This window comes from Streptomyces lateritius (assembly GCF_014649715.1).
In the GTDB taxonomy this organism is placed as follows: Bacteria; Actinomycetota; Actinomycetes; order Streptomycetales; family Streptomycetaceae; genus Streptomyces; species Streptomyces lateritius.
Genome location: NZ_BMTO01000006.1, coordinates 253688 through 277719, shown reverse-complemented (window position 1 = coordinate 277719; position 24032 = coordinate 253688). Strand labels below are relative to the sequence as shown.

Sequence of the window (24032 nt, the reverse complement as noted above, 5' to 3'; positions counted from 1 at the left end):
GCGGGCGGGTGACTGTTTCGGACGGCGTGTGAACTGCGGTGACCGGGTGTGTAGCCGTCGTGGTGGTCCGGTACTCGCAAAGAAGCCGGCGCCGGAGTCGCTGCGGAAGGCGACGGGGCGCAAGCCTGGCGGGCCAAGGGGGATCCGGGCGGCAGCCCGGCGCAGGTCGCCGCCCCGGACCGGATCGTCCATCACCGTCCGGCCGTGTGTGCCGGCTGCGGGAACGGACCGTCCGAGGAGGCGAGTTCGGGCTATCGCGTCCGGCAGGTCTTCGACCTGCCGAGATCGTCCCGAAGGTGACCGGGCACCGGCTGCACCAGGCCCGATGCGGGTGCGGACACGTCACGGCGGCCCCGGCGCCGGAGGATGTCCCGGCCGCCCGCCTTCACCGGCACCCCGGCCACCGACGCCCTCGCCTCCTGCACCGTCTACGGCGACAGCCAGGCTCTGTGCGGTGCGCACGTGCTGCGCGAACTCATCGCCGTGAACGAGGACACCCGACGCGACGCCACCTGGGGCCGAAGCCGTGATCGACGTGCTGATCGAGGCGAAGACGGCTGTCGCCGACGCGGCGGCCGCCGGCCAGAGCGCACCGGCCCCGCCACCCTCACCGCCTTCCGGGACCGCCACCAGCACGCGGCGTTGTGCGGCATCTCCGCCAACCCCTACTCCGGCAGCGGGGCGAAGTCCAAGGCCCGAGCCCCGGCCGAGCGAATGCGGGACCGCACCGCCGAGTACACCAGCATGCCGGCAGGAATGGTCAGCGTGATCATCCGGCGAGTGCACAGATTGGCGTTCCGAGCATTCAAGGTAATCAGGGCGTGGATGAAAGGAGTGAATGTCCGGGCTAGGTTCAGGACTTGAGCAGTCTTGGATCGAATTTCCGACGTTGCGTTGGTTCTTTTTCTCTGATCACCAAATACCCCGAAATGCGCAGGAGAGAACTAGTGAGTGACTTCACGGGACTGGTCGCGATCGTTACCGGCGGTGCGTCAGGAATCGGTCTGGCCACTGCGAAGCTGCTGAGCAGCAGGGGAGCCCAGGTCGCCGCTCTCGACCTGAAGCCGGAGGGACTCCCCGACGACATACTGGGAGTCCAGGCCGATGTCAGCGACGACGCCCAGGTCCAGGCCGCCGTCGCGGCGGTGGTCGAGCGGTTCGGCAGGCTGGACGTCGTGGTGAACAACGCAGGTATCGGCGCGGTCGGGGACGTGACCGCGAACAGCGACGAAGAGTGGGCGCGGGTACTGGACGTCAACGTGATCGGGATGGTCAGAATCACCCGGCACGCGGTACCGCACCTGCGGCGCTCGCCCAACGCGGCGATCGTCAACACCTGCTCGATCGTGGCCTGGGCCGGGGTGCAGCAGCGAGCGCTCTACTCGGCGAGCAAGGGGGCGGTCTACGCACTCACCCTGGCCATGGCGGCGGACCACGTCCGCGAGGGTATCCGGGTCAACTGCGTCGCCCCCGGCTCCGCCGACACCCCGTGGATCGACCGGTCGCTCCAGCACACGGCCGACCCCGTGGCCGCCCGGGCCGCCCTCGACGCCTTCCAGCCGACGGGGCGTCTGGTGACGGCCGACGAGGTCGCAGGCGCGATCGCCTACCTGGCCAGCCCACTGTCGACCGCCTCGGTGGGCACCGTGCTCGCCGTGGACAACGGCATGCACGGCCTGCGCCTGCGCCCCCCGGCCCAGGCCTAGTCCGGCGCCGGCACCACCTGCGCGAGAACGCCTCCCTCGAAAAGCCCCCTGTTGCAGTATCTAGTGATGCGCTGCACGAGATGATCTACTCTCGCGTAGCGGGTATTCCGTCCGGGGGGAGGGTAAGGGGTGCAGGCTGCGACGTCGAGGCGTAATCAGGACGGCGTAAGTCGCAGGCCGGAGTTCGCCGTGCTGGGATCTCTGGAAGTCCACAGCGGTGGTGAACCCGTGCTGGTCAGCGGAGCTCTGCAACGGCGCGTTCTGGTGATGCTGCTACTGGAGGCCGGACGCGTCGTGCCCGTCTCCCGTCTGGTGGCGGCCGGATGGAATGAAGAACCTCCGGACAGCGCTGAGCACCAGGTGCGCAAGGTCGTGGCCAAGCTGCGCAGTCGCATTCCGTGCGGACCGGACATCATCGTCACCGACGGGCCCGGATATCGCGCGGTCGTCGACACCGAGCAGCTCGACCTGCTGCGCCATCAGCAGCTGTTGGGCCAGGCCAGGGGGGCGCTGGAGGCAGGGGAGCCGGAGCGGGCCGCCGCACGGTTTCGCGAGGCTTTGGCCCTGTGGCGAGGACCGGTGCTGTCCGGTGACGGCGGTCGGGTGATCGACGCCGCCTCGGCGGCCCTGGAGGAGCAGCGACTCACCGCGGCCGAGCAGCTTTACGATCTGTGCATAGCCGCGGGCGAGGCCGCCGGGACAACGGGCGAGCTGCGCGCCCTCGTCGAAGAGCACCCGCTGCGCGAGACGCTGCGCAGCCGGCTGATGCTCGCCCTCTATCGCTCGGGCCAACAGGCGGCCGCCCTCGAAGAGTTCGCCCGCGCCCGAAAGCACCTCGCGGATGAGCTCGGCATCGATCCGGGGATCGAGCTCACCGAGCTGCACGAACGCATCCTGCGCCAGGACCGGTCGCTCACCCGCCCGGAACGCCCCCCGTCCCCCGCCTCGGCCGAACCGCCCGAGGCCCCGTACGCGCTCCCCTTCGACGTACGCGACTTCTCGGGCCGCAGCGCCGAGCTGCAGTGGGTCTGCGATGCGGTCGAACGTGCCCTGAAGCGGGTGCCGACGGTCCTGGCTCTCGACGGCATGGGCGGCAGCGGCAAGACGGCGCTGGCCGTCCGCGCCGCCCATCAACTGGCCGAGCAGTATCCGGACGGCAGCCTCTTCATCGATCTGCACGGCTTCACGCCCGGCAAGACGCCGCTCAGCGCGTTCGACGCCCAAGGAGACCTGCTCGCCGCCGCCGGCGTTCCCAGCGACGAGATCCCCACGGTGCCGGCGGGACGTGCCGCGCGGTGGCAGTCGTACATTCGGGGACGTCGCATGCTGCTGCTCCTGGACAACGCCGCCGCATCCGAGCAGGTGCGGGGACTGATCCCCGCCTCGTCCGACAGTCTGGTCCTGATCACCAGCCGTCCTCGGCTGACCGGTCTCGACGGAGCCGAGTGGCTCTCCGTGGGCGCTCTGTCGGAGTCGGACAGCCACCAGATCCTGCTGAGCACGCTGGGGAGCGAACGCGTCCGGAACGAGTCGGACGCGGCCCGTGAGCTGCTGCGTCTGTGCGGAGGGCTGCCGTTGGCGGTCAGGATCGCCGCAGCCCGGCTGGCGAACCGTCCGCACTGGACCATTCGGCGCCTCGTCGAAAGACTGCGGGACCACAACCGGCGTTTGGACGAACTCACCAGTGAAGGCAGGGGGGTCGCCAGCGCACTGCTGCTGTCGTACCAGTCCATGCCCGATGACCAGCGCACGGCTTTCCTGCTGCTCGGACATCACCCCGGACGCTATCTGGACACCGAGGAAGCCGCGGCACTGCTGGACACCGATGTCCTGACGGCCGAGGGCGTACTGGAAGAGCTCGTCGACGTGAGGCTGTTGGAGGCCAGGGAACCGGGGGTGTACGCCCTGCACGACCTGGTGCGCAGCTTCGTCCAACGGGTCGCGCAGGGCGAGCAGGCGTGGGAGGTCGGGCAGGCGGTGCGCCGGTTGCTCGATCACTACGTGCACATGGCGGAGCGAGCGGGCGACACGCTGTTCCCCGGTCGGCGCAGCGTGGGCGAGGGTGGCGAAGAGGGCCGGGTCCGCACGGAGTTCGCCCACAAGGACAAGGCGCTGCAGTGGCTCGACCAGCATCGCGACGGCATGCTGGCGGCGGTGGACGCCGCGTATGACGAGGGCCTGCTGTGGCACGCCGCGCGGCTGCCGCGCGAGCTGGGCTTCCACTCCAGCGTCCGCGCCTACGACGCCAGCGCGAACGCGGCCCTGGAGAAGGGGGTGAGCGCGGCGAAACAACTCGGGGACCTGTCCCTGACCCGGCTGAACCTGACGAATCTCGCCATGGGCAAGTGGCGCCTCGGGCAGTTGAGCGATGCGATCGCCCGGCTGGAGGAGGCCGTGGAACTGTCCCGGCAGATGTCGGACGAGCACAGCGAGGCTGCGTGCCAGGCCCGGCTGGGACAGGCGTACAACAGCATGGGGGAGTTGGAACGCGCGCTGCAGCTGAACCAGGAGGTCAGCCGGCGCGCCAAGGAGCTCGGCCTCACCCGGCTCGGCGGTTCGTCGCTCAGCATGCTGAGCCTGATCCAGGTGCGCCTGGGGCGTTTCGACGAGGCGGCGGAGTCGGCCGAGCAGGCGCTGTCCATCTTCGATTCGATCCAGGAGATCCAGCTGTCCGTGGACGCGCTGAGCAATCTCTCCCAGGCGATGGAGGGTCTGGGCCGCCTGGAGGAGGCGCTCGACCGGGCCGACGCGGCGCTGGAACGATGTGAGCGCATCAGCATGCCCTCGGTGCTGCCTCTCGTACTCGCCCGCAGGGCCGACGTGCTGACGCGTATGGGGGAGCTGAGGGAGGCGGCGCTCAGCGCCGAGCATGCGCTCACCAAGGCCACCAGCAGGACCGACGACATCCACCGCGCCAGCGTGCACCTCACGGTGGGGCGGGTCCGGTACGCGCAGGGGGAGCTGGAGCTCGCGCGGGCTCAGCAGCTGCTGGCCCACGAGATCGCCTGCCGCATGGAGTTGCGCTACGACGAGGCGTGCGCGCTGTGGGACCTCGCCCGCACCGCCGAGACCCAGGGGCAGTGGGAGCTGGCCCGGAAGCACCGCTCAGCCGCCGATGACCTGTTCTCTCTCATGAACGTGCCGGAGACCGCACGGTGAGCCCTGATCGGCTTCTCCGAAGGAGTCAGCCCATGCGCCATATCGCTCTGTCCGCCGCCTCGGTCCTCGTTCTCAGTGCGCTGCCGGGCTGCTCCACCGCCTCCTACGCCGCTCAGGCGTCGGCGACGGTCCGGCAGCACGCCCCGGCCGCCGAGGTGCCGGCCGGGATCGTTGGCGAGCCGCGCGACAACCACGGCAACGACTGAGCCCCTGCGCGCCTTCGTGCTCCGGCCGTGACCGGGCCGACCGGAATAGTCGGCGTGATTACCCGGCACGTGAACCGGTCATTGACCCGCACGCTCAGGGTAGTTGCGACGCGGACGAAAGACTTGAATGGCCGGACTAGGTTTGGGCCCAAGACGGTGCGTCAACCAGGTGGGTCGCTTGAAGGGAATTCCGATGCCCTCCTGAAGGGCATTCCGATGTCCTCCGTCAGAAAAGGGATATGCGAACCGGTGGATATCTCCGGTCGTTACAAAGATCTGGCCGCCTCTGCTGCTGCGGAGACCAAGGCTGACCGATCGGAAGGAGCACATCTCATGACCACGGCCATTGCGCACGCCTGCCCGGAGTGCGAGGAGTCGGTGCAGATCGGCGATTCGGTGCGACTCAACGAGATTCTGGAGTGCGCGGGCTGTCGAATCGAGCTGGAGATCGTGGCGCTGAGCCCCGTGGTGCTCGCGCTCGCGCCCGAGGTCGAAGAGGACTGGGGAGAGTAACGGTGATCACCGTGGAGTCGGCCGGCGACGTCGCGTTCGCCGCGACGAAGGACCTGCCCGAATCAGGTGCCCACCTTGTTCGGCACAACGACTTCTCGTCGCTGACGGGCATCTGACAAGGACGGCGCCACGTTCATCACGTCGCTGATGATCGGTCGCAGCAACGTGACCGGTGTGTCGAGAACACGCGGCGCGCCAGGGACTTTTGCTCGCCACTACCGATGACCGCCGGCACCGTACGCGCCTGTCTTCGTAGGCTCCATAACAAAGTCATGCGGCCTGCGTGAACCGTCCTGTGGGCTGTTGCCCGGCAGACGCCGTGAGGGGCCCGGGAACGCATCCCGGGCCCCTCAAGTCCGTGGCGCGGCGGACCGCGCGGCATGGGTGCGCGAGGGCCGGGGGCTCGTGGTCTCCCGGCCCTCGCGTGTCTCGGGTGCTACTTGAGCACGCCCGCCCCCGTCGTCGTCGCCAGCGACGTCGGCAGGTTGCTCGCCGAGGCCTCCAGGCCCGCCGTGAGGGTCGGGGTCCAGTTGACCGTGGTCTTCAGGTCCTTGGACGAGGCGGCGTTGTAGGCGGCGACGAGGTCGGTCACCGTGCCGTTGACGAGGTTGCCGGAGCCCTTGACCGAGCCGGTGCCGTCACCGCTGAGGAGCTTGGCGGCCTTCGCGCCGGACGGCAGCTTCCAGTAGTTGTTCTCCGCGACGACCTGAGCCTTGGCACGGGAGTTGATGCTGTACTGCGGCGTGTACCCGTTGAGGGGCGTGACGTCGTAGTGGTTGTTGTAGATGTGGATCTGGCCGATGCGGGCCAGCGGGGCGCGCTGCATGATGCCCTTCCACACGTTGTGGTGGATGGAGACGCGCAGCCTGCCGACGCTGTCGGTGTCGCTGCTGCCGATCAGCATCGTCTTGTCGTGGTTGGTGAACTGGTTGCGCGAGACGGTCACCAGGTCGGATCCCTTGGTGATGTCGAGGGCGCCGTCGTGGATCTGGTACTCGCGGCCGAAGTACTTCGGGTTGGCGCTGTCGAAGTGCGGCGCGTCGGTGAACGTGTTGTGGTCCGCCCACACGTGGGTCGCGCCGCGCAGGGACACCGAGTCGTAGTTGGAGTTCCAGTTGCCGTCGTCGCCGTCGGTCGGGTCCCACTGCGGGAAGCAGTCCTCAGTGGCGGCGAAGGTCAGGTTGCGGACGATGACGTTGTCCACTTTCTGAATCTGGAGCATGGCCCCGGCAAGGCCCGCGTTCGTGCCAGGGACGCCCACAATTGTCGTGTTGGCGGGGACCTTGAAGACAATGTTCTTGCCCTGCTTGGCCTGGGCGGCGGCGCGTGCCGTCTCCTGGGTGCCGGAGGGCAGCTTGGAGCGGCCGTAGGTGGCCGGGTCGTAGGCCTTGAGGTAGGCCGACAGTGAGTAGCCGGTACCGAGGGCGTAGTCCGCGCAGGTCAGCTTCTTTCCGCTGTCATCGGTGTTGGCGTCGATCATGCCGTTGATCTTGATGATGCGGGGCGTGGTGTCGGAGACCGAGCCCAGCGCCTTCACGAGCTGCGCACGGGTGGAGACGGTGAAGGTGTGGGCGGCGTCGGCCTTCGTGCCACCGGTGGTCCCCGTACCGGAGGACGCCCAGCCGTCCTTGGCGGTGAGCGTCTGGTGGTACAGGTCGACGGTCCCGGCGTTGGCGTTCATCACGACAACACCAGCGCTGACGCCTGCGGCCACGACAGCCGCGCAGACGACGGCGGCACGACGGGAACGGAGGGACCGGCGATGGGAGCGAGCAGCCACGGGGCTTCCTTACAGGGAGAAGAACGGGGTTACGCCCTGTCAGTGGCCGCCGACCCGCGAATGGTTGCCGCGTGCGCGGGTTTTCTCCTCCGCTTTTCCTGCCACGCGATGTCGCCGGAGGCGTTCATCCGCTGATCCATACTCGGCGCATGGATGTCGTAGGGATGCTTGAGGCCGCCTCGCTGCTGGTGCCCGAGGGCGTGGCCACCGAGAACGACATCACGGTGTCCGACGTCTGGCACTACCTCGCGCACGACGAGTGGGAAGTGGCGCTCGACCTGCTGGAGGAGCTGGCTGACGAATGGACGGCGCCGCCGGGCTTCTGGGAGGCGCTGGGGCGCGCGGCGGAGATGACGGGGCTCGAACGGAGCCGGGAGTGGTGCTGGTGGCGGGAGGCCGAGACCCGCTTGGGGCTCATCCGGGCCGAACTCGTACTCCGCCCGGCCGGGGAGACGTTCCGGCGGACGCCGATCCCCGGCGCGGGCGTGCTGCGGCCGATGTGGGACATCGGCAACCGGCGGGAAGACGGAGCATCCGACCTGGCGATCGCCCGCGTGTGGGTCGAGTTCGCTCCCGGCCTCGCGCCCGGCGCCCGGGCTCCGGTTCGCCTCCTGCCCCTGACGCCGACGCGGTGGAGACACCTCGCCCCCGGCGACCGGATCACGCTGTACGAGACCGCGGTCGCCGGCGGGACGGCGACGATCCTGGAGGTGCGCCCTCCGGAGGTCGGCGGAACTTCGCGCGAGGTCAGGGGTGCGGTACCACCGTCGTGAGGACCACTTCGAACTCCTCCAGGCTTCGCGTCACCACGCGCGCCTTCGAGGTCGTCTCGCCGCGGACCTCCGCGAGTGTGGCCCGGGAGGCCGTGAGGGAGGCCTGGTCGTCGAAGAGGGCCCCCACGGCGGCGCGGCCCCTCGCGCGGTCGACGAGGAGGGAGGTGCCCGCCAGGCCGGGGATGCCCTCGATCTTGGGGAGGGCGGTGTTCTTGAAGGTGTCCACCAGGAGGTCCACGTCCGCGGGGTCGACCTCCAGGCGGACGAAGCGGAAGCGGGCGTCCGGGCCGGGGGATTCCGCACGGCGGGCGACCGGGGCCTCCCAGTTGTCGACCGCGACGGTGCGGGCGAAGGGGGAGAGCAGTTCGCTGCGCCGCTCACTGAGGCGCTCGAAGCTCGCGTCCCGGGACTCCTCGTCCTCCCACCACGAGCCCACCAGGAGCTTGCCGAGGTCGCGGTCGACGAAGATCCCCATGCCGCGGAAGCCGGGCTGTTCCGACAGCAGGCGACGGCCTTCGGAGCTGAGTGCCTCGGCCACGCCGTCGAGTCTGGCCGGATCTCCTGTGGTGTAGATCGTGCGAACGTACATGGCGCCTCGTCCTCTCGTCCGGTGGCCCCCACGCGCGCGTGCGTCGTCTCCGGGGCCGCCGTGCGTGCCGTCTACGCTTCGGGCAGCAGCCCCAGCTGGCCCAGGAACTCCATCTGGTCGAAGTAGAGCCGATAGCTCACGATCCGGCCGTCCGCGACCTGGGCGAGGTCGACGCCCCGGATGCGGATCTCCTTGCCGGTGGCGGGCAGGGTCTCGCCGGTCGGAAGCTCGATCGGGCCCGTGTTCCGGCCGCTGAAGACGCCCTCGTCGATGGCCGTGTCGTCGGTGTCGAAGGTGTACAGGGTCGTGAACGAAGTCTCCGTCATCGCTTCGGTCATCGACCGCCAGTACGCGACGATGGCATCGCGACCCTCCAGCTCACCGCCGTCCGGGGTGACCGCCTCCGCGTTCTCGGCGAAGAGGCCGGCGACGACCTCCATGTCCGGTTTCGTGGTCACCGCCTCGGTCAGACGATCCATGAGCGTGCGTGCCTCTCCCATGATCCACCTCCAGGGTTCGGATCCGGGCGATGTGCTGTTGTCCGGTTCCCCTATTTTCTCACCATGGGGCCGTGGCCGAGAGTCGACGGCGACGAACGGAGATCATCATGTCCTACCCCGCAGACCGCTACCACGGCGAGAAGGGCGAGATCAGTGCCTCATTCCGACCGGCCGGAGCCCCCGCCGAGCTCACCGTCGCCAACGGGACGCAGACGCACTATCTGGCCACCACCGCCTCGACCGGCGGCGAGTTCGGGCTCTACCGGGTCGACATGACCCCGAAGGCCGGCGGCCCCTCCACCCACTTCCACAAGACGATCTCCGAAAGCTTCTTCATCCTCGACGGGACCGTCCGGCTCTACGACGGAGAGCGGTGGGTCGACGCGCGGAAGGGCGACTTCCTCTACGTGCCGACCGGTGGCCTGCACGCCTTCCGCAACGATTCCGACGACCCCGCCTCCTTCCTCATCCTCTTCGCACCGGGCGCGCCCCGCGAGGAGTACTTCGAGAAGGTCGGGACGGTCGCGCGGATGACCGACGAGGAGCGGACCGCGTTCTTCCTCAAGCACGATACGTACTGGACGGACTGAGGCCGGTCTTCGCTCCCGCCCCGCACAGCGGTACGACGGTCAGGCCGGGCCGCGGCGCCGCGCGTACAGCCGCCCAGCAGGCCACGCCGGTCGACTCGACGAACAGGCCGCGCCTGGCCAGATCCTGCTGGGCGGCCCGGAGCTGATCCTCCGTCACGGTCAGGAAGGTTCCGCCCGACGCGCGGACCGCCCGCAGGATCTGGCGGGCGCGGGGCGGGTTCGGGATCGCGATGCCCTCGGCGATGGTGTGGCGCGCGGCCGCCTGGGCGCCTGCCGCCGGCACCAGGAGATCGTCGGCGCCCGCGTGGAAGGCCGCGGCCAGTGGCGACACCGCCTCGGCCTGGACGGCGACCAGGGGCGGGCGGGTCTCTGTGAGGCCGTGGCGGTAGAGCTCGTCCACCGCCAGCGCGGCCCCCAGGAGCAGGGTGCCGTTGCCGACGGGGACCACGATCGTGTCGGGGAGCCGGCCGCCCAGCTCCTCCCAGAGCTCGTAGACGTACGTCTTCGTGCCGTGCAGGAAGTGCGGGTTGTACACGTGCGAGGCGTAGAAGGTGCCGGGCTCGTCGGCGGCCGCTCGGGCCGCCCGCGCGGTGGCCTCCCGGTCGCCGGGGACGAGCGTCGGCAGGGCTCCGTGGGCCCGGATCTGTTCCAGCTTCTTGGCGGAGGTGCCCTCCGGTACGTAGACGGCGCAGTCGAGGCCTGCCCGTGCGCAGTACGCGGCGATGGCCGTCCCCGCGTTGCCGCTGCTGTCGGCGAGGACGCGGCGCACGCCGCCGGCCCGCGCGAGACGGCGGGCGAGCTCCGCGAGCATGACCGCGCCACGGTCCTTGAAGGACAACGTCGGCATGAGGAAGTCGAGTTTGGCCCAAATCGAGCCGGTGCCCGAGCCGGTGCCCGAACCGGCGGCCGAGCCGGTGAGCGGGACGAGCGGGGTGCGGCCCTCGCCGAGCGTCACATGAGGGATTTCGGTCGCCAGGGGCAGCGCCTCCTCGTAACGCCACAATGAATTCACACGTGATGCCAGGGACGTGAGTGACATCGGCGCACTCGTGAAATCCAGGTCCCAGGGGCCACGGCACCGCGGACAACACCAGGTGAGGGCGTCAGCGGGGGCGCTGACGGCGCAGCGGGGGCACACGTAGGGCGTCATGGGCGCCAGCATGGCAGGCGCGTGGCGCGCGTGTTGCGGGGCGCTCAGGACCCTTGTGCGATTCCTATGGATCCGCCAATCTTTCGCTCGGCAGCCGGATATTCGAAACGGCGTGGACACCTCACGTCCTTTTGACATGTCCCTGCCTTCCCCCACAGCAGCGCACCACCAATGAGGAGGATCCCTCACATGTCAGTGATGCGTGACTCGCGGCGCAGACTCAACGCCGCCAGCGCCATAGCCGTCGCCGCCCTGGCTCTCGGCACCGTTTCCGCCCTCCCGGCCACCGCGGCCGAGGCCGCCCCGGAAGGTGTCATCCAGAACGCCGGAGCCCCGGGGACGATCGCGGGCAGCTACATCGTCACCCTGAAGGAGTCCGCCCCGGCGGAGACCTCGAAGGGCCGGGCGGTCGCGTCCAAGCACGGCGCGAAGATCAAGAAGACGTACACCTCGGCGCTCAACGGCTTCAACGTCGAACTCTCCGAGGCGCAGGCGAAGAAGCTCGCCGCCGACCCGGCCGTCGAGTCCGTCGTGCAGAACCGTGTCTTCACGATCAACGGTACGCAGCCCTCCCCGCCGTCCTGGGGCCTGGACCGGGTCGACCAGAAGGCCCTCCCGCTCAACCAGAGCTACACCTACCCGGACACCGCGGGCCAGGGCGTGACGGCGTACATCATCGACACCGGTGTGCGGATCTCCCACAGCGACTTCGGCGGCCGCGCCGCCAACGGCTACGACGCCATCGACAACGACAACGTCGCCCAGGACGGCCACGGCCACGGCACCCACGTCGCCGGCACCGTCGCGGGCAACGCCTACGGTGTCGCCAAGAAGGCCAAGATCATCGGCGTCCGCGTGCTCAACAACCAGGGCTCCGGCACGACCGCGCAGGTCGTCGCCGGCATCGACTGGGTGACCCGGAACGCCGTGAAGCCGGCCGTCGCCAACATGAGCCTCGGCGGTGGCATCGACTCGGCCCTCGACACGGCCGTGCGCAACTCGATCGCCTCGGGCGTCACGTATGCCGTCGCGGCCGGCAACGACAACTCCAACGCCTCCAACTACTCGCCGGCGCGCGTCGCCGAGGCGATCACGGTCGGCTCCACGACCAACACCGACGCCCGCTCCAGCTTCTCCAACTACGGCAGCGCGCTGGACCTCTTCGCCCCGGGCTCCTCCATCACCTCGGCGTGGAACAGCAGTGACAGCGCCACCAACACCATCTCCGGTACGTCGATGGCCACCCCGCACGTCGCGGGCGCGGCCGCGGTCTACCTCGCCGACAACCCGACGGCCACCCCCGCCCAGGTGTCGACGGCGCTGACCACCGCCGCCACCCCGAACGTGGTGACCAGCCCCGGCACCGGCTCCCCGAACAAGCTGCTCTTCGTCGGTGGCGGCGGCACCACCCCGCCGCCCGGCAAGCGGTTCGAGAACACCGCCGACTACGCGATCGCCGACAACGCGACCGTCGAGTCCCCGGTCACCGTCAGCGGCGTCACCGGCAACGCGCCGTCCGCCCTCCAGGTGCCTGTGAACATCGTTCACACCTACATCGGTGACCTCCAGGTCCAGCTCATCGCCCCCGACGGCACGGCGTACACGCTGAAGGCCTACGGCACCGGCGGCAGCGCGGACAACATCAACACCACGTACACGGTCAACGCCTCCTCCGAGGTCGCGAACGGCACGTGGAAGCTGCGGGTCAGCGACAACGCGAACTACGACACCGGCAAGATCGATTCCTGGGCCCTGCAGTTCTGAGCGGGAGGCATCCGTAAGGGAGTTCGAGAGGTTCAGGGAGTCCGCGGAGTTCGTACGTGAGTGAGGGGCGGTCGCCGGCGGGCGACCGCCCCTTCCTCGCCCCACCGTCCTGGAATGTCGCGGTTGTCACCCGGATGCCGCCCCTGCCGCCCGACCGCGTACGATGCGCGCCCGTTCGTCTGTTCGTATCGCCCGTCCCCGCAGGAGCACCGTACTCGTGGAGCCCATCCAGCCGCCCCAGGATTCCCCGCCGCCGCAGCAGGGCCGGCCCGCTCCGGGTCCCGCCGCCGGGCCGGGGCCGTACCACCCCGGCCCCTACACGCCGTACGGTCCCGGAGCCGGTCTGGGCCCCGGCCCCGGTCTCTACGGGGCGCCGCCGAGGACCGCCAACGGGCTGGCCATCGCCTCCCTGGTCTCCGGCATCGTCTGCTGCCTTCCGCCGCTCGGCCTGGTCTTCGGCCTGATAGCCCTGCCGCAGATCAAGAAGAAGAACCAGACGGGCACGGGATTCGCGGTCACCGGCATCGTGCTGTCCTCGATCTGCTGTCTTCTCATGATCCTCGGCCTGGTCAGCGGCGCTTTCGGCGAGGCGTGGAAGGGCTTCGAGAAGGGCATGGACGAGGCCTCCCGCTCGCAGTCGGCCTTCGCGCTGCGCACCGGCCAGTGCTACAACGTCGACGGCAAACTGGAGGCGCCGACCTCGGACGTGAAGGTCGTGGACTGCGCGGTGGCGCACGAGGGCGAGGTCACCGGCACCTTCCTGCTCACCGGCTTCACCGCGTGGCCGGGGGAGAAGGCGATCGACCGGATCGCGGCGGACCGCTGCGAGAAGATCGGTGACGCGTACGCGCTGGACACCTGGGCGATCCCCGACGACGTCTGGACGTACCACCACCGGCCGAGCGACCGCAGTTGGCGCGCCGGCGACCGCACCGTGGCCTGCTCGTTCGTCGTCGACGGCGGTGATCCGATCAAGGGTTCGCTGCGCAGCGACGGGTCCAACCTCGACGCCGGTCAGGTCGCCTTCCTGCGGGCCGTCAACCCGATCGACGTCGCTCTGAGGGCGGAGCCGGAGGAGGACGCGGACGTCGACCTGGCGAGCAACACGGCGTGGGCCCGCCAGGTCCGCACCGCCCTCACGGGTGCGAGCACCGCCCTGAAGGGCCGTCAGTGGCCCGCGAAGGTCTCGGCGCCGGTTGCTGCCATGGTCATGGAGATCGACGCCGCGGCCGAGGAATGGGACGAGCTCGCGAAGGCGGCCGACGCGGACGCCTTCTGGGAGCACTACGACACGGCCTACGACATGACGACCTGGAAGTCGGAGCCCGCTGCGCGCAGGAGCTTCGGACTGACGGCGGAGTCGGGGCCGGGTACGTCGGTCTGACGCCGTGTCGTCGGCCGCCGCGGCCGCCGTATGCGCAGGGCCGGGTCTCCCGGAGGAGACCCGGCCCCACGCGCGCGTGCCGTCGAGCGTGCCTCAGCGGCGGCCGAGGCCCCGGTCGACGGCCGTGATCAGCTCGCCGTCCGGGGTGTCCCCGTCCAGCGACCAGAACATCGCGCCGCCGAGCCTCTTGGCGCGTACGTACGCCGACTTGGCCCGCAGCACCTGCGGATCGTCGTACGTCCACAGGGTCGTGCCGTCGAAGAGCCAGGCGTGCCCGTTCCTCCGGTCGCGGTGCACGGTGTACGACCCGGAGTCGGCGAGCTTCTTGAGCGCCTTGTAGTCCTCGTACCCGTTGGCCCAGGTGGCCGGGGCCGGGCCGGTGGCCGGCTGTCCGAGGCCGTCGCCGCCGCCCGTGACGCCCGTCCAGCCCTGGCCGTAGAACGGCATGCCGACCACCAGCTTGCGGGCGGGCGCGCCGCGCCGCAGCCAGTCGCCGACGGTCTGGTCGACGCTGAAGTCGCCCTTCGCGAACAGGGCGGACTGCTGGGCCGTGGTGGACTCCCAGGGGCCGTGGAAGTCGTACCCCTGGAGGTTGACGAAGTCCAGGTCCCGCATGATCTTGGGGACCTCGAACCCGGCGTCGATCTTGGCGGGGGCGGTCGGGACGAAGGCGGTCAGTTCGTAGTGCCTGCGCTTGCCTCTGTCCCTGTCCTCGCCGCTGCCCTTCCGGGACTTCGCGTACGCGTCGAGCTGGGTGCGGAACTCGCGTACGAGCGCGGTGAAGTTCTGTTTGTCCTCCGGGCGGAAGACGGTGTCGACGTCACCGGCGGACGCGGGCCACTCCCAGTCGAGGTCGATGCCGTCGAAGAGGCCCGCGGCCGCTCCCGCACCGCCACGGGCGCCGTCGACGGGCAGGTCGCCCTTGATGTACAGGTCGATGCAGGAGGAGACGAACGCCTTGCGGGAGGCGGGGGTGCGGGCGGCGTCGGAGAAGTGGGTGGACCAGCTCCAGCCGCCCAGCGAGATCATGACCTTGAGTCCGGGATGCTTGGCCTTGAGTTCGCGCAACTGGTTGAAGTTGCCGGCCAGCGGCTGGTCGGCGGTGTCGGCGACCCCGTCCACCGAGCCCGCCGCGTCGAGCGGCCGGACGTAGTCGGCCCAGGCGTCGGCCTCGCCGGGGACGTTGCCGGTGAAGCACCTGCCGTCCGGACTCACGTTGCCGAAGGCGTAGTTGACATGGGTCAGCTTCGCCGCCGTGCCGCTGGTGTCCAGGTCCTTGACCTGGAAGTTCCGTCCGTAGACGCCCCATTGGGTGAAGTAACCGACGCGCTTGTACGACGGGCGGCTCTCGGTGTGGGACACGGGGTCGGCGCCGGCGGCGGGCGCGAGACCGGCCACCAGGCCGAGGGAGACCGCGGCGATCGTCAGCCGGGAAAGGGTTCTGCGACGCATGAGGCTCGTTCCTGTGCGAGTGCCGGAAGGGAGCGGTGCTCCCAGGAACGTATTGGTCTGGACCATTAGGGTCAAGGCTTGGGGTGGGAACTGGGGGTCTATACCTGCGGTAAGTGCAGGCGTAAAGGTGAGTCATCACTTCGGGTGAAACCTTGGCCCATGCTTGCGGGTGGACACCGAGGGTTGTCACTCTGTAGCTGTCCGTCAACCTGAGGGGAGTGTCCAGTGACGTTCGGTGAGCAGCCCGCCTATCTGCGTGTGGCGAGCGATCTCCGGGAGAAGATCGCCAACGGCTTGCTGCCGCCGCACACCCGCCTGCCCTCGCAGGCCCGGATCCGCGAGGAGTACGGGGTCTCGGACACGGTGGCGCTGGAGGCCCGCAAGGTGCTGATGGCCGAGGGGCTCGTCGAGGGCCGCTCGGGCTCGGGGACGTACGTACGGGAGAGGCCGGTGCCGCGCCGGATCGCCCGCTCCGGGTACCGGCCGCCGACCGGAGCCAACCCCTTCCGGCAGGAGCAGGCGGCCGACGGTGCGCGGGGCACCTGGGAGTCGAGCAGCGAGCAGGAGCCGGCGAATGCCGTCGTGGCTGCCCGGCTGGGCATCGAGCCGGGGGAGCGGGTGATGCGCACGCGGTACGTCTACCGGGACGCGGGCGAGCCGATGATGCTCTCCACTTCCTGGGAGCCGCTCTCGGTCACCGGCCGGACACCTGTGATGCTGCCCGAGGAGGGGCCGCTGGGCGGCTGCGGGGTCGTCGAGCGGATGGCGGCGATCGACGTCGTCGTCGACAACGTGGTGGAGGAGGTCGGCGCCCGCCCCGGCCTCGCGGAGGAGCTCCTGGCGCTCGGTGGGGTGCCCGGCCATGTGGTGATGGTGGTCGAGCGGACGTACTACGCCTCGGGGCGAGCGGTGGAGACGGCCGACGTGGTCGTCCCGGCCGACCGGTACCGCATCGCCTACCACCTGCCGGTGCGCTGACCACCGGGCGGCCTGGCCCTGGCCCTCCGCCCGCTCATCGGCTGGGCGGCGAGAAGGGCGCTGCCACCTGGCCCGGCCGAACGGGCCGCACGACCCCGAGGCGGCGTTCGAGGACGTGACGGCGGCTCATGTCTGCGCGGTCCGCGTCACGGCGTCGTACCACTCCCGGACATCGCCGGCCGCCCCGTCCGGGCGGGCCGATCTGCTCGCTCTGCCGCTCCTCGACGCCGAGCGCGGCGAGGCGTGGCGCGAGGAACCCGGCCCGGAGCGACAGGTCCCGCCCGATGTCACTGCCCCCTGCCGACCGGGCCGGCAAACGCCGACCGCGCCGCCCGGGGGCCGCCCAGGCCCACCCCGGAACCCTGATCTTCGGCCGCCCTCCGTCGTTTCCCAGCCGGATCCGTACCTCTTTGTGAAAACCCGTATCCGCTGTGTAAAGGTCAGGCGTAAGCTCGGGCATATGCGCATTGCTGTTTCCTGGAGATCCTTAAAGGTGCCCGGACCGGCGAAGGGGGAAGCCCGATGACCGACAGTGGCCCTGTCCTGCCCTGGCTGGTCATACGGCAGGACGACAACGGCAACCGCTACCGGGTCGGGCGGTACGCCACGGAGGACGAGGCCCAGAAGATCGCCGACAGTCTCGACGACCGCGGACACGAGCAGCTCTACTGGGTGGAGCGCATCGGCCAGCCCGCGCTCTGACCCGCGCGGGTTACGCTCCGGTCCATGACAGATCGCAGCGTGGACCACGTCGTCGTGGTCGCCGGAGCCGTGTACGACCGGGGGCGCCTGCTGGCCGCGCGCCGCAGCGCCCCCGCCGAGCTCGCGGGCCGCTGGGAGCTGCCCGGCGGCAAGCTGGAGCCCGGGGAGAGCGCCGAGGAAGCGCTGGTCCGCGAGTTGCGCGAGGAGCTGGGCGTGGAGACCGAACCGGGTGAGCGGATTCCCGGCGAGTGGCCCCTCAAGCCCGGCTATGTCCTCCAGGTGTGGACCGCCCGGCTGCTCTCGGGTGAGCCGCGCGCACTTCAGGACCACGACGAACTGCGCTGGCTGGCCCGGCACGAACTGGACTCCGTCGACTGGCTCGACCAGGACCGGCCCGCCGTCGCCGAGGCCGGCCTGCGGCTGCCCGCCGTCCCGGCGGACCGAGTGCGCGGCTGACCCCTACGCCGTTCGTGCCACCGTGCGCCCCCTCGTCCCCTCTCCGCGATATCACGCCCTGAATATCGGGTATGTCCTGATTAACCCCCCGAAATAGGACGTGGGTCTTCCTGCTGAAACTGGGCTGGGGAAGTGATCGGGCGTGATCGACACCGAAGGCGACTGCGCCGAGTGGACCTTCCCGGCGGAGGCCAACGCCGTGCGCGCCGCCCGGCACGTCGTACGCGACACGCTCCGGACCTGGAAGATCGACGCGGCCGTCGGCGACATCACCGTTCTGCTGGTGAGCGAGCTGGTGACCAACTCCCTGCGCTACGCCTCCGGCCCGATCGGGGTCCGGCTGGTTCACCTCCCCTCCGGGGGGAGCGACACCGCCCACCGCCCCGCCCTGCTCGTGGAAGTCTCCGATCCGCTTCCGGATCCCCCCACCGAGCGCCCCGCCGGACCCGACGACGAGGGGGGCCGCGGCCTCCAGCTCGTGGCTTGTTCCGCACGTCGCTGGGGGACCCGCAAAGGCAGGACGGGCAAGACGGTGTGGTTCGAGCTGGCCCTGCCTGGTTAGAAGGAGGGAAGGACAACGATCACCACGGGCTCGGCTGGAAATGAACGAGACCACCCTGTGATCGTGAACGTCGTGCCGTCGGGGGCCGTAGTGCTGAATACTGCGGGCATGGCCGGTCCGGTGCGGTGAGCTGGAGGGGACGGTCGCGTGAGCGAGATACCTGAGTCGGCGAGCGGCGTCGTGTGGCAGAGCAGCCCGCCCGGCTCGATCTATGACTACATCCGTGTCGCCTCCTTCTCGATAGGGCCCGACGGGCTCGTCGACCAATGGAGCCGACGGGCCGTCGATCTCTTCGGCGTGCCCGCCCAGGAGGCGATGGGCAAGGACCCGGTCGAGGCCTTCATGCCCGCCGACCTGCGGGAGCGGGGCCGACGCCGCGTCGCGGAGATCCTCGACGGCAAGGAATGGACGGGCCTCGTCCCCTTCCGTATCCCGGGGCAGACCCGGCGCGAGGGGACCCGCGAGGGCATCGCCGAGATGTACGTCATGCCGAGCGAGACGCCGACCGGAGAGCGGGCCGCGCTCTGCATCGTCGTCGACGTCCGCGCCCTGCGGCGCATCGAGACCGACCTCGCCGCCTCGCAGGCCATTTTCGGCCAATCCCCCTTCGGCTTTCTCCTCTTCGGCACCGACCTCACGGTGCAGCGCGCCAACCAGCGCTTCGCCACCGTCTTCGGCGGCTCGGCCGAGGACCACCGGGGGCGCACCGTCCACGACTACCTCTCGCGGCCCGAGGCCGAGCGGATGACCGCAGCCCTCCAGCGCGTCCTGGAGACCGGCGAGGCCGTCACCGAGCTCCAGATCGTCGGTGCCCCGCCCGGCTCCCGCGACCGGCGCCACTGGTCGATCAACCTCTACCGCGTGCACAGCGGCACCGGCCGGCCCATCGGCGTCGCCGGACTCGGCATCGACGTGACCCGGCGCCACAACGCCGCCCGGGAGGCGGCCAACGCCCGCCGCAACCTCGCCCTGCTGAACGAGGCCGGCGCCCGCATAGGCAACTCCCTCGACCTGGAGGCCACCGCCCGGGAACTCCTCGACGTCGCCGTGCCGGGCTTCTGCGACCTCGCCTCCGTCGACCTCTACCAGGGGTTGCTCACCGGGGACGAGGCCCCACCCGGACGCTGGGGGAGCTCCCACGACGTGGGCTACGGAGCCGGCAGCGCCGAACTGCGCCGGGTCGCCTTCGCCAGCGCCGTCTCCGACACGCCGCTCAGGACCCCCGCCGCCACCACGGCCACCGGCGCCGGCGACAGCTGTTGCGCGACCGCCACCGGCACCGGTCCCGTCGAGGTCGGCTCAGTCCACCGCTACCCCTTCAACTCTCCCTGCGCCGGCGCGCTGCGCACCGGACGCGTCCGGGCGGTGCCGGGCGCCGACGGCGGCCTCGTCCAGTCCACCCTCGTCGTCCCGATGGTCGCCCACGACACCGTCGTCGGCCTCGTCCAGTTCTCCCGCACCAAGGGCAGCGAGCCGTTCGGCGAGCGGGACCGGGCCCTCGCCGTCGAACTGGCCGCGCGCGCGGCGGTCTGCATCGACAATGCCCGTCTCTACCGCCGCGAACACGAGCGGGCCCTGATCCTGCAGCGCAGCCTGCTCCCACCCGGCGACCCCGAGGCCGCCGGTCTCGACATCGCCTGTCGCTATCTCCCCGGCACCACGGCCACCGAGGTCGGCGGCGACTGGTTCGACGTCATCGAACTCCCGGGCCACCGCACCGCGCTGGTCATCGGCGACGTCATGGGACGAGGGCTGCGCGCCGCCGTCGCCATGGGCGAACTGCGCACCGCCGTGCGCACGCTCGCCCAGCTCGATCTCGAGCCCGCCGAGGTCCTCTCCCACCTGGACGAGATCGCCCGCGGTCTCGGCGCCCCCGCGGGCGCGCAGCAGAGCGGCCGCGCCCACAAGGCCCGGGGGCCGGAACTCTCCGAGGTCTACCTCGCCACCTGCGTCTACGCCGTCTACGACCCGGTCACCCGGCGCTGCACCTTCGCCAACGCCGGCCATCTGCCGCCGGTCCTCGTCGAACCCGGCGAGCAGGCGCTCCTCCTCGACGTGCCGCCCGGGATGCCGCTCGGGGTCGGCGGCGAACCCTTCGAGGAGGTGGAGGTCGAGCTGCCCGAGGGCTCGCTGCTCGCCCTCTACACCGACGGGCTCGTCGAGTCCCGCGACCACCCCCTCGACGAAGGACTGAGTGCGTTCCGCAGCGCGCTCACCGACCCGGCCCGCCCCCTCGAGGACGTCTGCGACCACGTCCTGACCACCCTCGACACCCAGCACGGCGAGGACGACATCGCCCTCCTCATGGCCCGCATCCAGGGCCTGCCCTCCGACGCCGTGGGGGACTGGCGGCTGCCCAGGGAGCCCCGCTCGGTCGGCCGGGCCCGCGAACTGGCCCGCGCCCAGCTCACCGCCTGGGACCTCGAACCGCTGGTGGACACGGTCGAACTGCTCGTCAGCGAGCTGGTCACCAACGCGCTGCGCTACGGCGAGGGCGAGATCCGGCTGCGGCTGCTGCGGGACCGCACCCTGGTCTGCGAGGTCTGGGACGCGGGCCTGGTCCAGCCCCGGCGCCGCCGGGCCCGCGACACCGACGAGGGCGGCCGCGGACTGCAGTTGGTCGGGCTTCTCAGCGCCGCCTGGGGCGCGCGCCGCACCCCGCGCGGCAAGACCGTCTGGTTCGAGCTGCCCCTGCCGGACGGCGACGGCACCGCCGAACCGACCGTGGAGCAGCTGCTGAGCATGTTCTGACCAGCACCGCACGGCCCCGCGGGCCCGGCCGAGCAGCGTCGGGACCCGGGGCGACCGAGCCCCTCGCCCGAGGGGCGCGGGGCGACCGAGCCCGCGCCCGAGAGGCGGACGGCGCCGCGGCTACCCCTTGAGCGCCGCGAGCCGGGCCTCGATCTCCGCGCTGTCGCCGAGGGCGTCCAACTCCTCGAACTGGGCGTCGAGCGAGGAGGCCGCCAGCTCCTGCTTGCCCATCGCCCTCGCCTCCTCGCGCCGCACCTTGTCCTCGAACCGGCTCAGCTCGCTCGTCGGGTCCAGGACGTCGATGTCCTTCACCGCGTCCATCATCCGGTTCTGCGCCTGCGCCGTCTTGGCCCGGGCCACCAGCTCGTCCCGCTTCGCCTTCAGCTCGCCGAGCTTGGCCCTCATCTGGTCCAGGCCGCTCTTGAGCTTCTCCACGATCTCCGTCTGCGAGGCGATCGTCGGCTCCGCCGCCCGCGCCTCCTTCTCCGACTGGAGCTGACGTCCCAACGCCACCTTCGCGAGGTTGTCGAACCGGTCCGCGTCCGCCGTCCGCCCCTCGGCCCGCAGCCCGTCCGCCTTCCGGCTCGCGGCCAGGGCCTTGTCGCCCCACTCCTTCGCCGCGTCCATGTCCTCCTGGTGGTCCTGTTCCATCAGCCGCAGATTGCCGATGGTCGTCGCCACCGCCTCCTCCGCCTCCGCGATGTTGTTCGTGTAGTCGCGGATCAGCTGGTCGATCATCTTCTGCGGGTCCTCCGCCTGGTCCAGCAGGGCGTTGATGTTGGCCTTCGCCAGCTGCGCGACACGGCCGAGGACGGTCTGCTTGCTCATGCTTCTTCTCCTTGAACCCGAGGAACGCGAGAGGCCTGTCAGGGTCAGAAACGGCCGCCGCCGCCGAGCCGGCCGCGGGTCCCCCCGCCGCCGAAGCGGCCGGGCCCGCCCCCGCCGCTCCCTCCGAAACCACCGCCCCCGAAACCGCCCCCGAACCCACCGCCGAATCCCCCGCCGTGGCTGCCTCCCCTGTCGCCGAACAGTCCGCCGAGGATGATGCCGCCGAGCACCGCACCACCGAGCCCGCCGCCCCCTCCTACCCCTGTCACACCGCCCAAGCCGTTCGGGTTCCCGTACGTCCGTACGTCCTGCTCCGCCAGGTCCTGCGCGCGCCGGGCCAGCGCGTCCGCCTGCCGGGCCTCGGCCAGCGCCCCCTGCGGGTCCCCCGCCGCGGCGAGCGCGTCGGCCCGCTCCAGTCGGCGCTGGGCCTCGGCCAGGCGGGTACGGGCCTCGCTGCCGACGGCCCCGCGATGCGTCGTGATGTAGTCGGCGGCCGCGCCGATCGCCGAACGGGCGGTCAGCGTCGCCTGGTCGAGGAGCGCGCGCGCCCGCCGCGTGCCCGACTCGCGCTCCCGCGCGCCCTCCAGGGCCTCGTCGAGCGCGCCGTCGGCCTCCTCCACCCGGCGCAGCGCGTCGATCGGGTCGTAGCGCCCCGTGTCCACGGTTCTGCGCACATCGGCCAGGACGGCCTCCGCCCGGGCGATGCGGCCCTGGAGATCGGCGGTGGAGACCCCCTCGGCCGTGCCCTGGAGCAGCCCGCGGGCGTCGGCGAGATCGGCCTCGGTCTCGCTCAGAGCGACCGGCAGCCTGCCGGCCGCCTCGGCGACCTCCCGGGCCCTCCGGTCCACGGCCTCGCTGAGCCGGGCAGCCTGGTCGACGGCGCCCTCGGCGGCCCGGATGTGCACGGCCGCGACGCCGTTGTCGCCCGCCTCGACGCTCTGCCGGGCCCGGTCCAGATGGGTCGTCGCGAACACCAGCCGGTCCTTCGCCTGTTCCACGTCGCTCGCGACGGGGGAGGCCGCGGACTCGGCGTACCGCCCGCGCATCGCGGTGAGCGTCGCCTCCGCCGTGATGACCCGGCCGGTCTGCTCGCGGCACGCCGCCTCGGCCACGTTCAGCGCCTCCGCGGCGTCGCTCTCCAGGGCCCGCAACCGGTCGAAGGCCTCCGCCTCCGCGTCCAGCCGCGCGTTCGCCGCATCACATCGCCGGACGATCTCGTCGAGCATCGAGCGGCGGGTCGCGTCGTCCTCCGGGAAGGCGTCGTCGAGCTGCTGCCGCAGCCGGAACGCCGCCGTCAGCTCCGTCTTCGCGAACGCCACCGCCTCGGTGAACGGCCGCACCGCCTCCTCGCCGAACTGGGCGGTCGCGAAGCCGAGTTCCTCCTGGCTGGTGCGTACGGCGTCGTCGGTGGTCACCAGATCCCGCCGGGCCCGTCCGTCCAGCTCCTCCAGCGTAGGAAGCGTGGGCCCCTTCGGCGCGCCCCAGCCCTGCCCGCCGCTCGGCGTCGTACGGGTATCGGTCCGCCGTCGGCGCCTGCTGTACGCGTACGCCGCCACGGCCCCCGCCCCGCCGACGAGGACGATCGGAACGAGGAGGTCCGTCGCCGAGCCCCCCTCGTCGCCGGCGCCGCCGGGGTCCGCGGCGCCCGGCGTGATGGTGGGCACCGGCACGGGCAGTCCGGCGAGCACGGCGTCGAAGCCGTTCGCGGCCCCGATCGCGGCACCGGCCCAGTCGTTCTGCCGCAGCGCGGGCTCGATCGCGGTCTGGGCCACGTCGTCGATCTGGGCCTGGGTGAAGCGCGAGCCCGGGTCGGCCGAGTAGCCGTACTGACGGTCGTGGGTGGCCACCGCGAGGAGCACGTCGTTGACACCGAGGCCGTTGCGCTCGGCGGTGGCGTCGGCCCAGCTCTGGCCCGATCGCCCGGAGAAGTCCCGTACGTAGACGACGAAGAGCTGGACCCGTTGGTCGTCGTAGAGCCGGTCCAGGGCCTGGGTGACCGCGCTGCGGCGGTCGCCCAGCGCGCCGACCCTGTCCGTGATCTGCCCCTCGCGGGACAGCACGACGGGATCGTCGGCACGGGCGCCGTGAACGGCGGGGACGACCAGCCACCACGCCGCCAGCAGCACCGCGAGGACGCTCCGGAGAGAGGCTCGGGCGGCTGTTCGCGTCACATGGGGAGGTTATGTCCC

20 protein-coding genes are annotated in these 24032 nt (G+C 70.9%); 13 read left to right on the top strand and 7 right to left on the bottom strand.

The genetic code is table 11. The annotated features are described in order from the left end of the window. Positions 1-947: 947 nt before the first annotated feature. The 4 genes from IE136_RS14425 (at position 948) to IE136_RS14410 (ending at position 5584) form a co-directional block, all read left to right on the top strand. Positions 948-1706 carry an SDR family NAD(P)-dependent oxidoreductase gene (locus tag IE136_RS14425; RefSeq protein ID WP_189600515.1) on the top strand — a complete coding sequence of 253 codons (759 nt, stop codon included), beginning with the start codon at positions 948-950 and terminating at the stop codon, positions 1704-1706. Positions 1707-1895: 189 nt separating this feature from the next. Beyond that, on the top strand, positions 1896-4865 hold the full coding sequence (locus IE136_RS14420) for an AfsR/SARP family transcriptional regulator (RefSeq protein ID WP_229818839.1): 2970 nt from the start codon (positions 1896-1898) through the stop codon (positions 4863-4865). 32 nt (positions 4866-4897) lie between these two features. Beyond that, positions 4898-5071, top strand: a complete 174-nt coding sequence (locus tag IE136_RS14415; protein ID WP_158990037.1) for a hypothetical protein — start codon at positions 4898-4900, stop codon at positions 5069-5071. Between the two features lie 333 nt (positions 5072-5404). Continuing rightward, positions 5405-5584 carry a lysine biosynthesis protein LysW gene (locus tag IE136_RS14410; RefSeq protein WP_158990039.1) on the top strand — a complete coding sequence of 60 codons (180 nt, stop codon included), beginning with the start codon at positions 5405-5407 and terminating at the stop codon, positions 5582-5584. A gap of 436 nt (positions 5585-6020) precedes the next feature. Here the strand turns inward: IE136_RS14410 and IE136_RS14405 are convergent, their stop codons facing one another. Continuing rightward, entirely contained in the window at positions 6021-7364 is a 1344-nt protein-coding gene (locus IE136_RS14405) for a pectate lyase family protein (protein WP_189600513.1), read from the bottom strand. A gap of 149 nt (positions 7365-7513) precedes the next feature. Here IE136_RS14405 and IE136_RS14400 point away from each other — a divergent pair, with 149 nt between their 5' ends. Then, positions 7514-8137, top strand: coding sequence for a hypothetical protein (locus tag IE136_RS14400; protein WP_189600512.1), 624 nt, complete (start codon positions 7514-7516; stop codon positions 8135-8137). Here IE136_RS14400 and IE136_RS14395 read toward each other — a convergent pair. After that, positions 8112-8726, bottom strand: a complete 615-nt coding sequence (locus tag IE136_RS14395) for an antibiotic biosynthesis monooxygenase (RefSeq protein ID WP_158990045.1) — start codon at positions 8724-8726, stop codon at positions 8112-8114. The genes IE136_RS14400 and IE136_RS14395 overlap by 26 nt on opposite strands. Positions 8727-8797: 71 nt before the next feature. Next, positions 8798-9226 (bottom strand): ester cyclase, encoded by a 429-nt coding sequence (locus IE136_RS14390; protein WP_158990047.1) that lies wholly within the window; start codon positions 9224-9226, stop codon positions 8798-8800. A 107-nt stretch (positions 9227-9333) separates the two neighbouring features. Between IE136_RS14390 and IE136_RS14385 the strand changes: the two genes are divergently transcribed. Then, positions 9334-9816, top strand: coding sequence for a cupin domain-containing protein (locus IE136_RS14385; RefSeq protein ID WP_158990049.1), 483 nt, complete (start codon positions 9334-9336; stop codon positions 9814-9816). On the opposite strand, the gene IE136_RS14380 is transcribed toward IE136_RS14385, so the two are convergent. Then, positions 9788-10978, bottom strand: coding sequence for a threonine synthase (locus tag IE136_RS14380; RefSeq protein WP_189600511.1), 1191 nt, complete (start codon positions 10976-10978; stop codon positions 9788-9790). The two genes, IE136_RS14385 and IE136_RS14380, sit on opposite strands and share 29 nt — an antisense overlap. 177 nt (positions 10979-11155) lie before the next feature. Here IE136_RS14380 and IE136_RS14375 point away from each other — a divergent pair, with 177 nt between their 5' ends. Continuing rightward, complete coding sequence (locus IE136_RS14375) at positions 11156-12730, top strand: S8 family peptidase (protein ID WP_189600510.1); 1575 nt, start codon at positions 11156-11158, stop codon at positions 12728-12730. Between the two features lie 217 nt (positions 12731-12947). Then, on the top strand, positions 12948-14114 hold the full coding sequence (locus IE136_RS14370; RefSeq protein WP_189600509.1) for a DUF4190 domain-containing protein: 1167 nt from the start codon (positions 12948-12950) through the stop codon (positions 14112-14114). Positions 14115-14207: 93 nt separating this feature from the next. Here IE136_RS14370 and IE136_RS14365 read toward each other — a convergent pair whose 3' ends face one another. Beyond that, positions 14208-15566 carry a glycoside hydrolase family 18 protein gene (locus IE136_RS14365; RefSeq protein WP_189600508.1) on the bottom strand — a complete coding sequence of 453 codons (1359 nt, stop codon included), beginning with the start codon at positions 15564-15566 and terminating at the stop codon, positions 14208-14210. Positions 15567-15791: 225 nt separating this feature from the next. Between IE136_RS14365 and IE136_RS14360 the strand changes: the two genes are divergently transcribed. From IE136_RS14360 to IE136_RS14340, 5 genes are all read left to right on the top strand, one after another. Further along, the gene (locus tag IE136_RS14360; RefSeq protein ID WP_158990059.1) at positions 15792-16544 is read left to right on the top strand and encodes a GntR family transcriptional regulator; all 753 of its coding nucleotides are present in this window, start codon (positions 15792-15794) and stop codon (positions 16542-16544) included. A gap of 522 nt (positions 16545-17066) precedes the next feature. Continuing rightward, positions 17067-17246 carry an SPOR domain-containing protein gene (locus IE136_RS14355; protein WP_158990061.1) on the top strand — a complete coding sequence of 60 codons (180 nt, stop codon included), beginning with the start codon at positions 17067-17069 and terminating at the stop codon, positions 17244-17246. A gap of 24 nt (positions 17247-17270) precedes the next feature. Beyond that, on the top strand, positions 17271-17702 hold the full coding sequence (locus IE136_RS14350) for a (deoxy)nucleoside triphosphate pyrophosphohydrolase (protein ID WP_189600507.1): 432 nt from the start codon (positions 17271-17273) through the stop codon (positions 17700-17702). Between the two features lie 142 nt (positions 17703-17844). After that, positions 17845-18264 carry an ATP-binding protein gene (locus IE136_RS14345; protein ID WP_158990063.1) on the top strand — a complete coding sequence of 140 codons (420 nt, stop codon included), beginning with the start codon at positions 17845-17847 and terminating at the stop codon, positions 18262-18264. A gap of 147 nt (positions 18265-18411) precedes the next feature. Beyond that, positions 18412-21015, top strand: coding sequence for a SpoIIE family protein phosphatase (locus IE136_RS14340; RefSeq protein WP_158990065.1), 2604 nt, complete (start codon positions 18412-18414; stop codon positions 21013-21015). Positions 21016-21135: 120 nt separating this feature from the next. On the opposite strand, the gene IE136_RS14335 is transcribed toward IE136_RS14340, so the two are convergent. Further along, positions 21136-21843, bottom strand: a complete 708-nt coding sequence (locus IE136_RS14335; RefSeq protein ID WP_158990067.1) for a PspA/IM30 family protein — start codon at positions 21841-21843, stop codon at positions 21136-21138. 44 nt (positions 21844-21887) lie between these two features. Continuing rightward, complete coding sequence (locus IE136_RS14330; RefSeq protein ID WP_189600506.1) at positions 21888-24014, bottom strand: TPM domain-containing protein; 2127 nt, start codon at positions 24012-24014, stop codon at positions 21888-21890. Positions 24015-24032: the final 18 nt, after the last annotated feature.

Bases quoted from the DNA above. Each gene is read 5' to 3' on its own strand.
- IE136_RS14350 (WP_189600507.1), top strand. From the start codon at position 17,271: ATGACAGATCGCAGCGTGGACCACGTCGTCGTGGTCGCCGGAGCCGTG.
- IE136_RS14395 (WP_158990045.1), bottom strand. From the start codon at position 8,726: ATGTACGTTCGCACGATCTACACCACAGGAGATCCGGCCAGACTCGAC.
- IE136_RS14365 (WP_189600508.1), bottom strand. From the start codon at position 15,566: ATGCGTCGCAGAACCCTTTCCCGGCTGACGATCGCCGCGGTCTCCCTC.
- IE136_RS14385 (WP_158990049.1), top strand. From the start codon at position 9,334: ATGTCCTACCCCGCAGACCGCTACCACGGCGAGAAGGGCGAGATCAGT.
- IE136_RS14390 (WP_158990047.1), bottom strand. From the start codon at position 9,226: ATGGGAGAGGCACGCACGCTCATGGATCGTCTGACCGAGGCGGTGACC.
- IE136_RS14400 (WP_189600512.1), top strand. From the start codon at position 7,514: ATGGATGTCGTAGGGATGCTTGAGGCCGCCTCGCTGCTGGTGCCCGAG.
- IE136_RS14335 (WP_158990067.1), bottom strand. From the start codon at position 21,843: ATGAGCAAGCAGACCGTCCTCGGCCGTGTCGCGCAGCTGGCGAAGGCC.
- IE136_RS14415 (WP_158990037.1), top strand. From the start codon at position 4,898: ATGCGCCATATCGCTCTGTCCGCCGCCTCGGTCCTCGTTCTCAGTGCG.
- IE136_RS14375 (WP_189600510.1), top strand. From the start codon at position 11,156: ATGTCAGTGATGCGTGACTCGCGGCGCAGACTCAACGCCGCCAGCGCC.
- IE136_RS14410 (WP_158990039.1), top strand. From the start codon at position 5,405: ATGACCACGGCCATTGCGCACGCCTGCCCGGAGTGCGAGGAGTCGGTG.
- IE136_RS14380 (WP_189600511.1), bottom strand. From the start codon at position 10,978: ATGCTGGCGCCCATGACGCCCTACGTGTGCCCCCGCTGCGCCGTCAGC.
- IE136_RS14355 (WP_158990061.1), top strand. From the start codon at position 17,067: ATGACCGACAGTGGCCCTGTCCTGCCCTGGCTGGTCATACGGCAGGAC.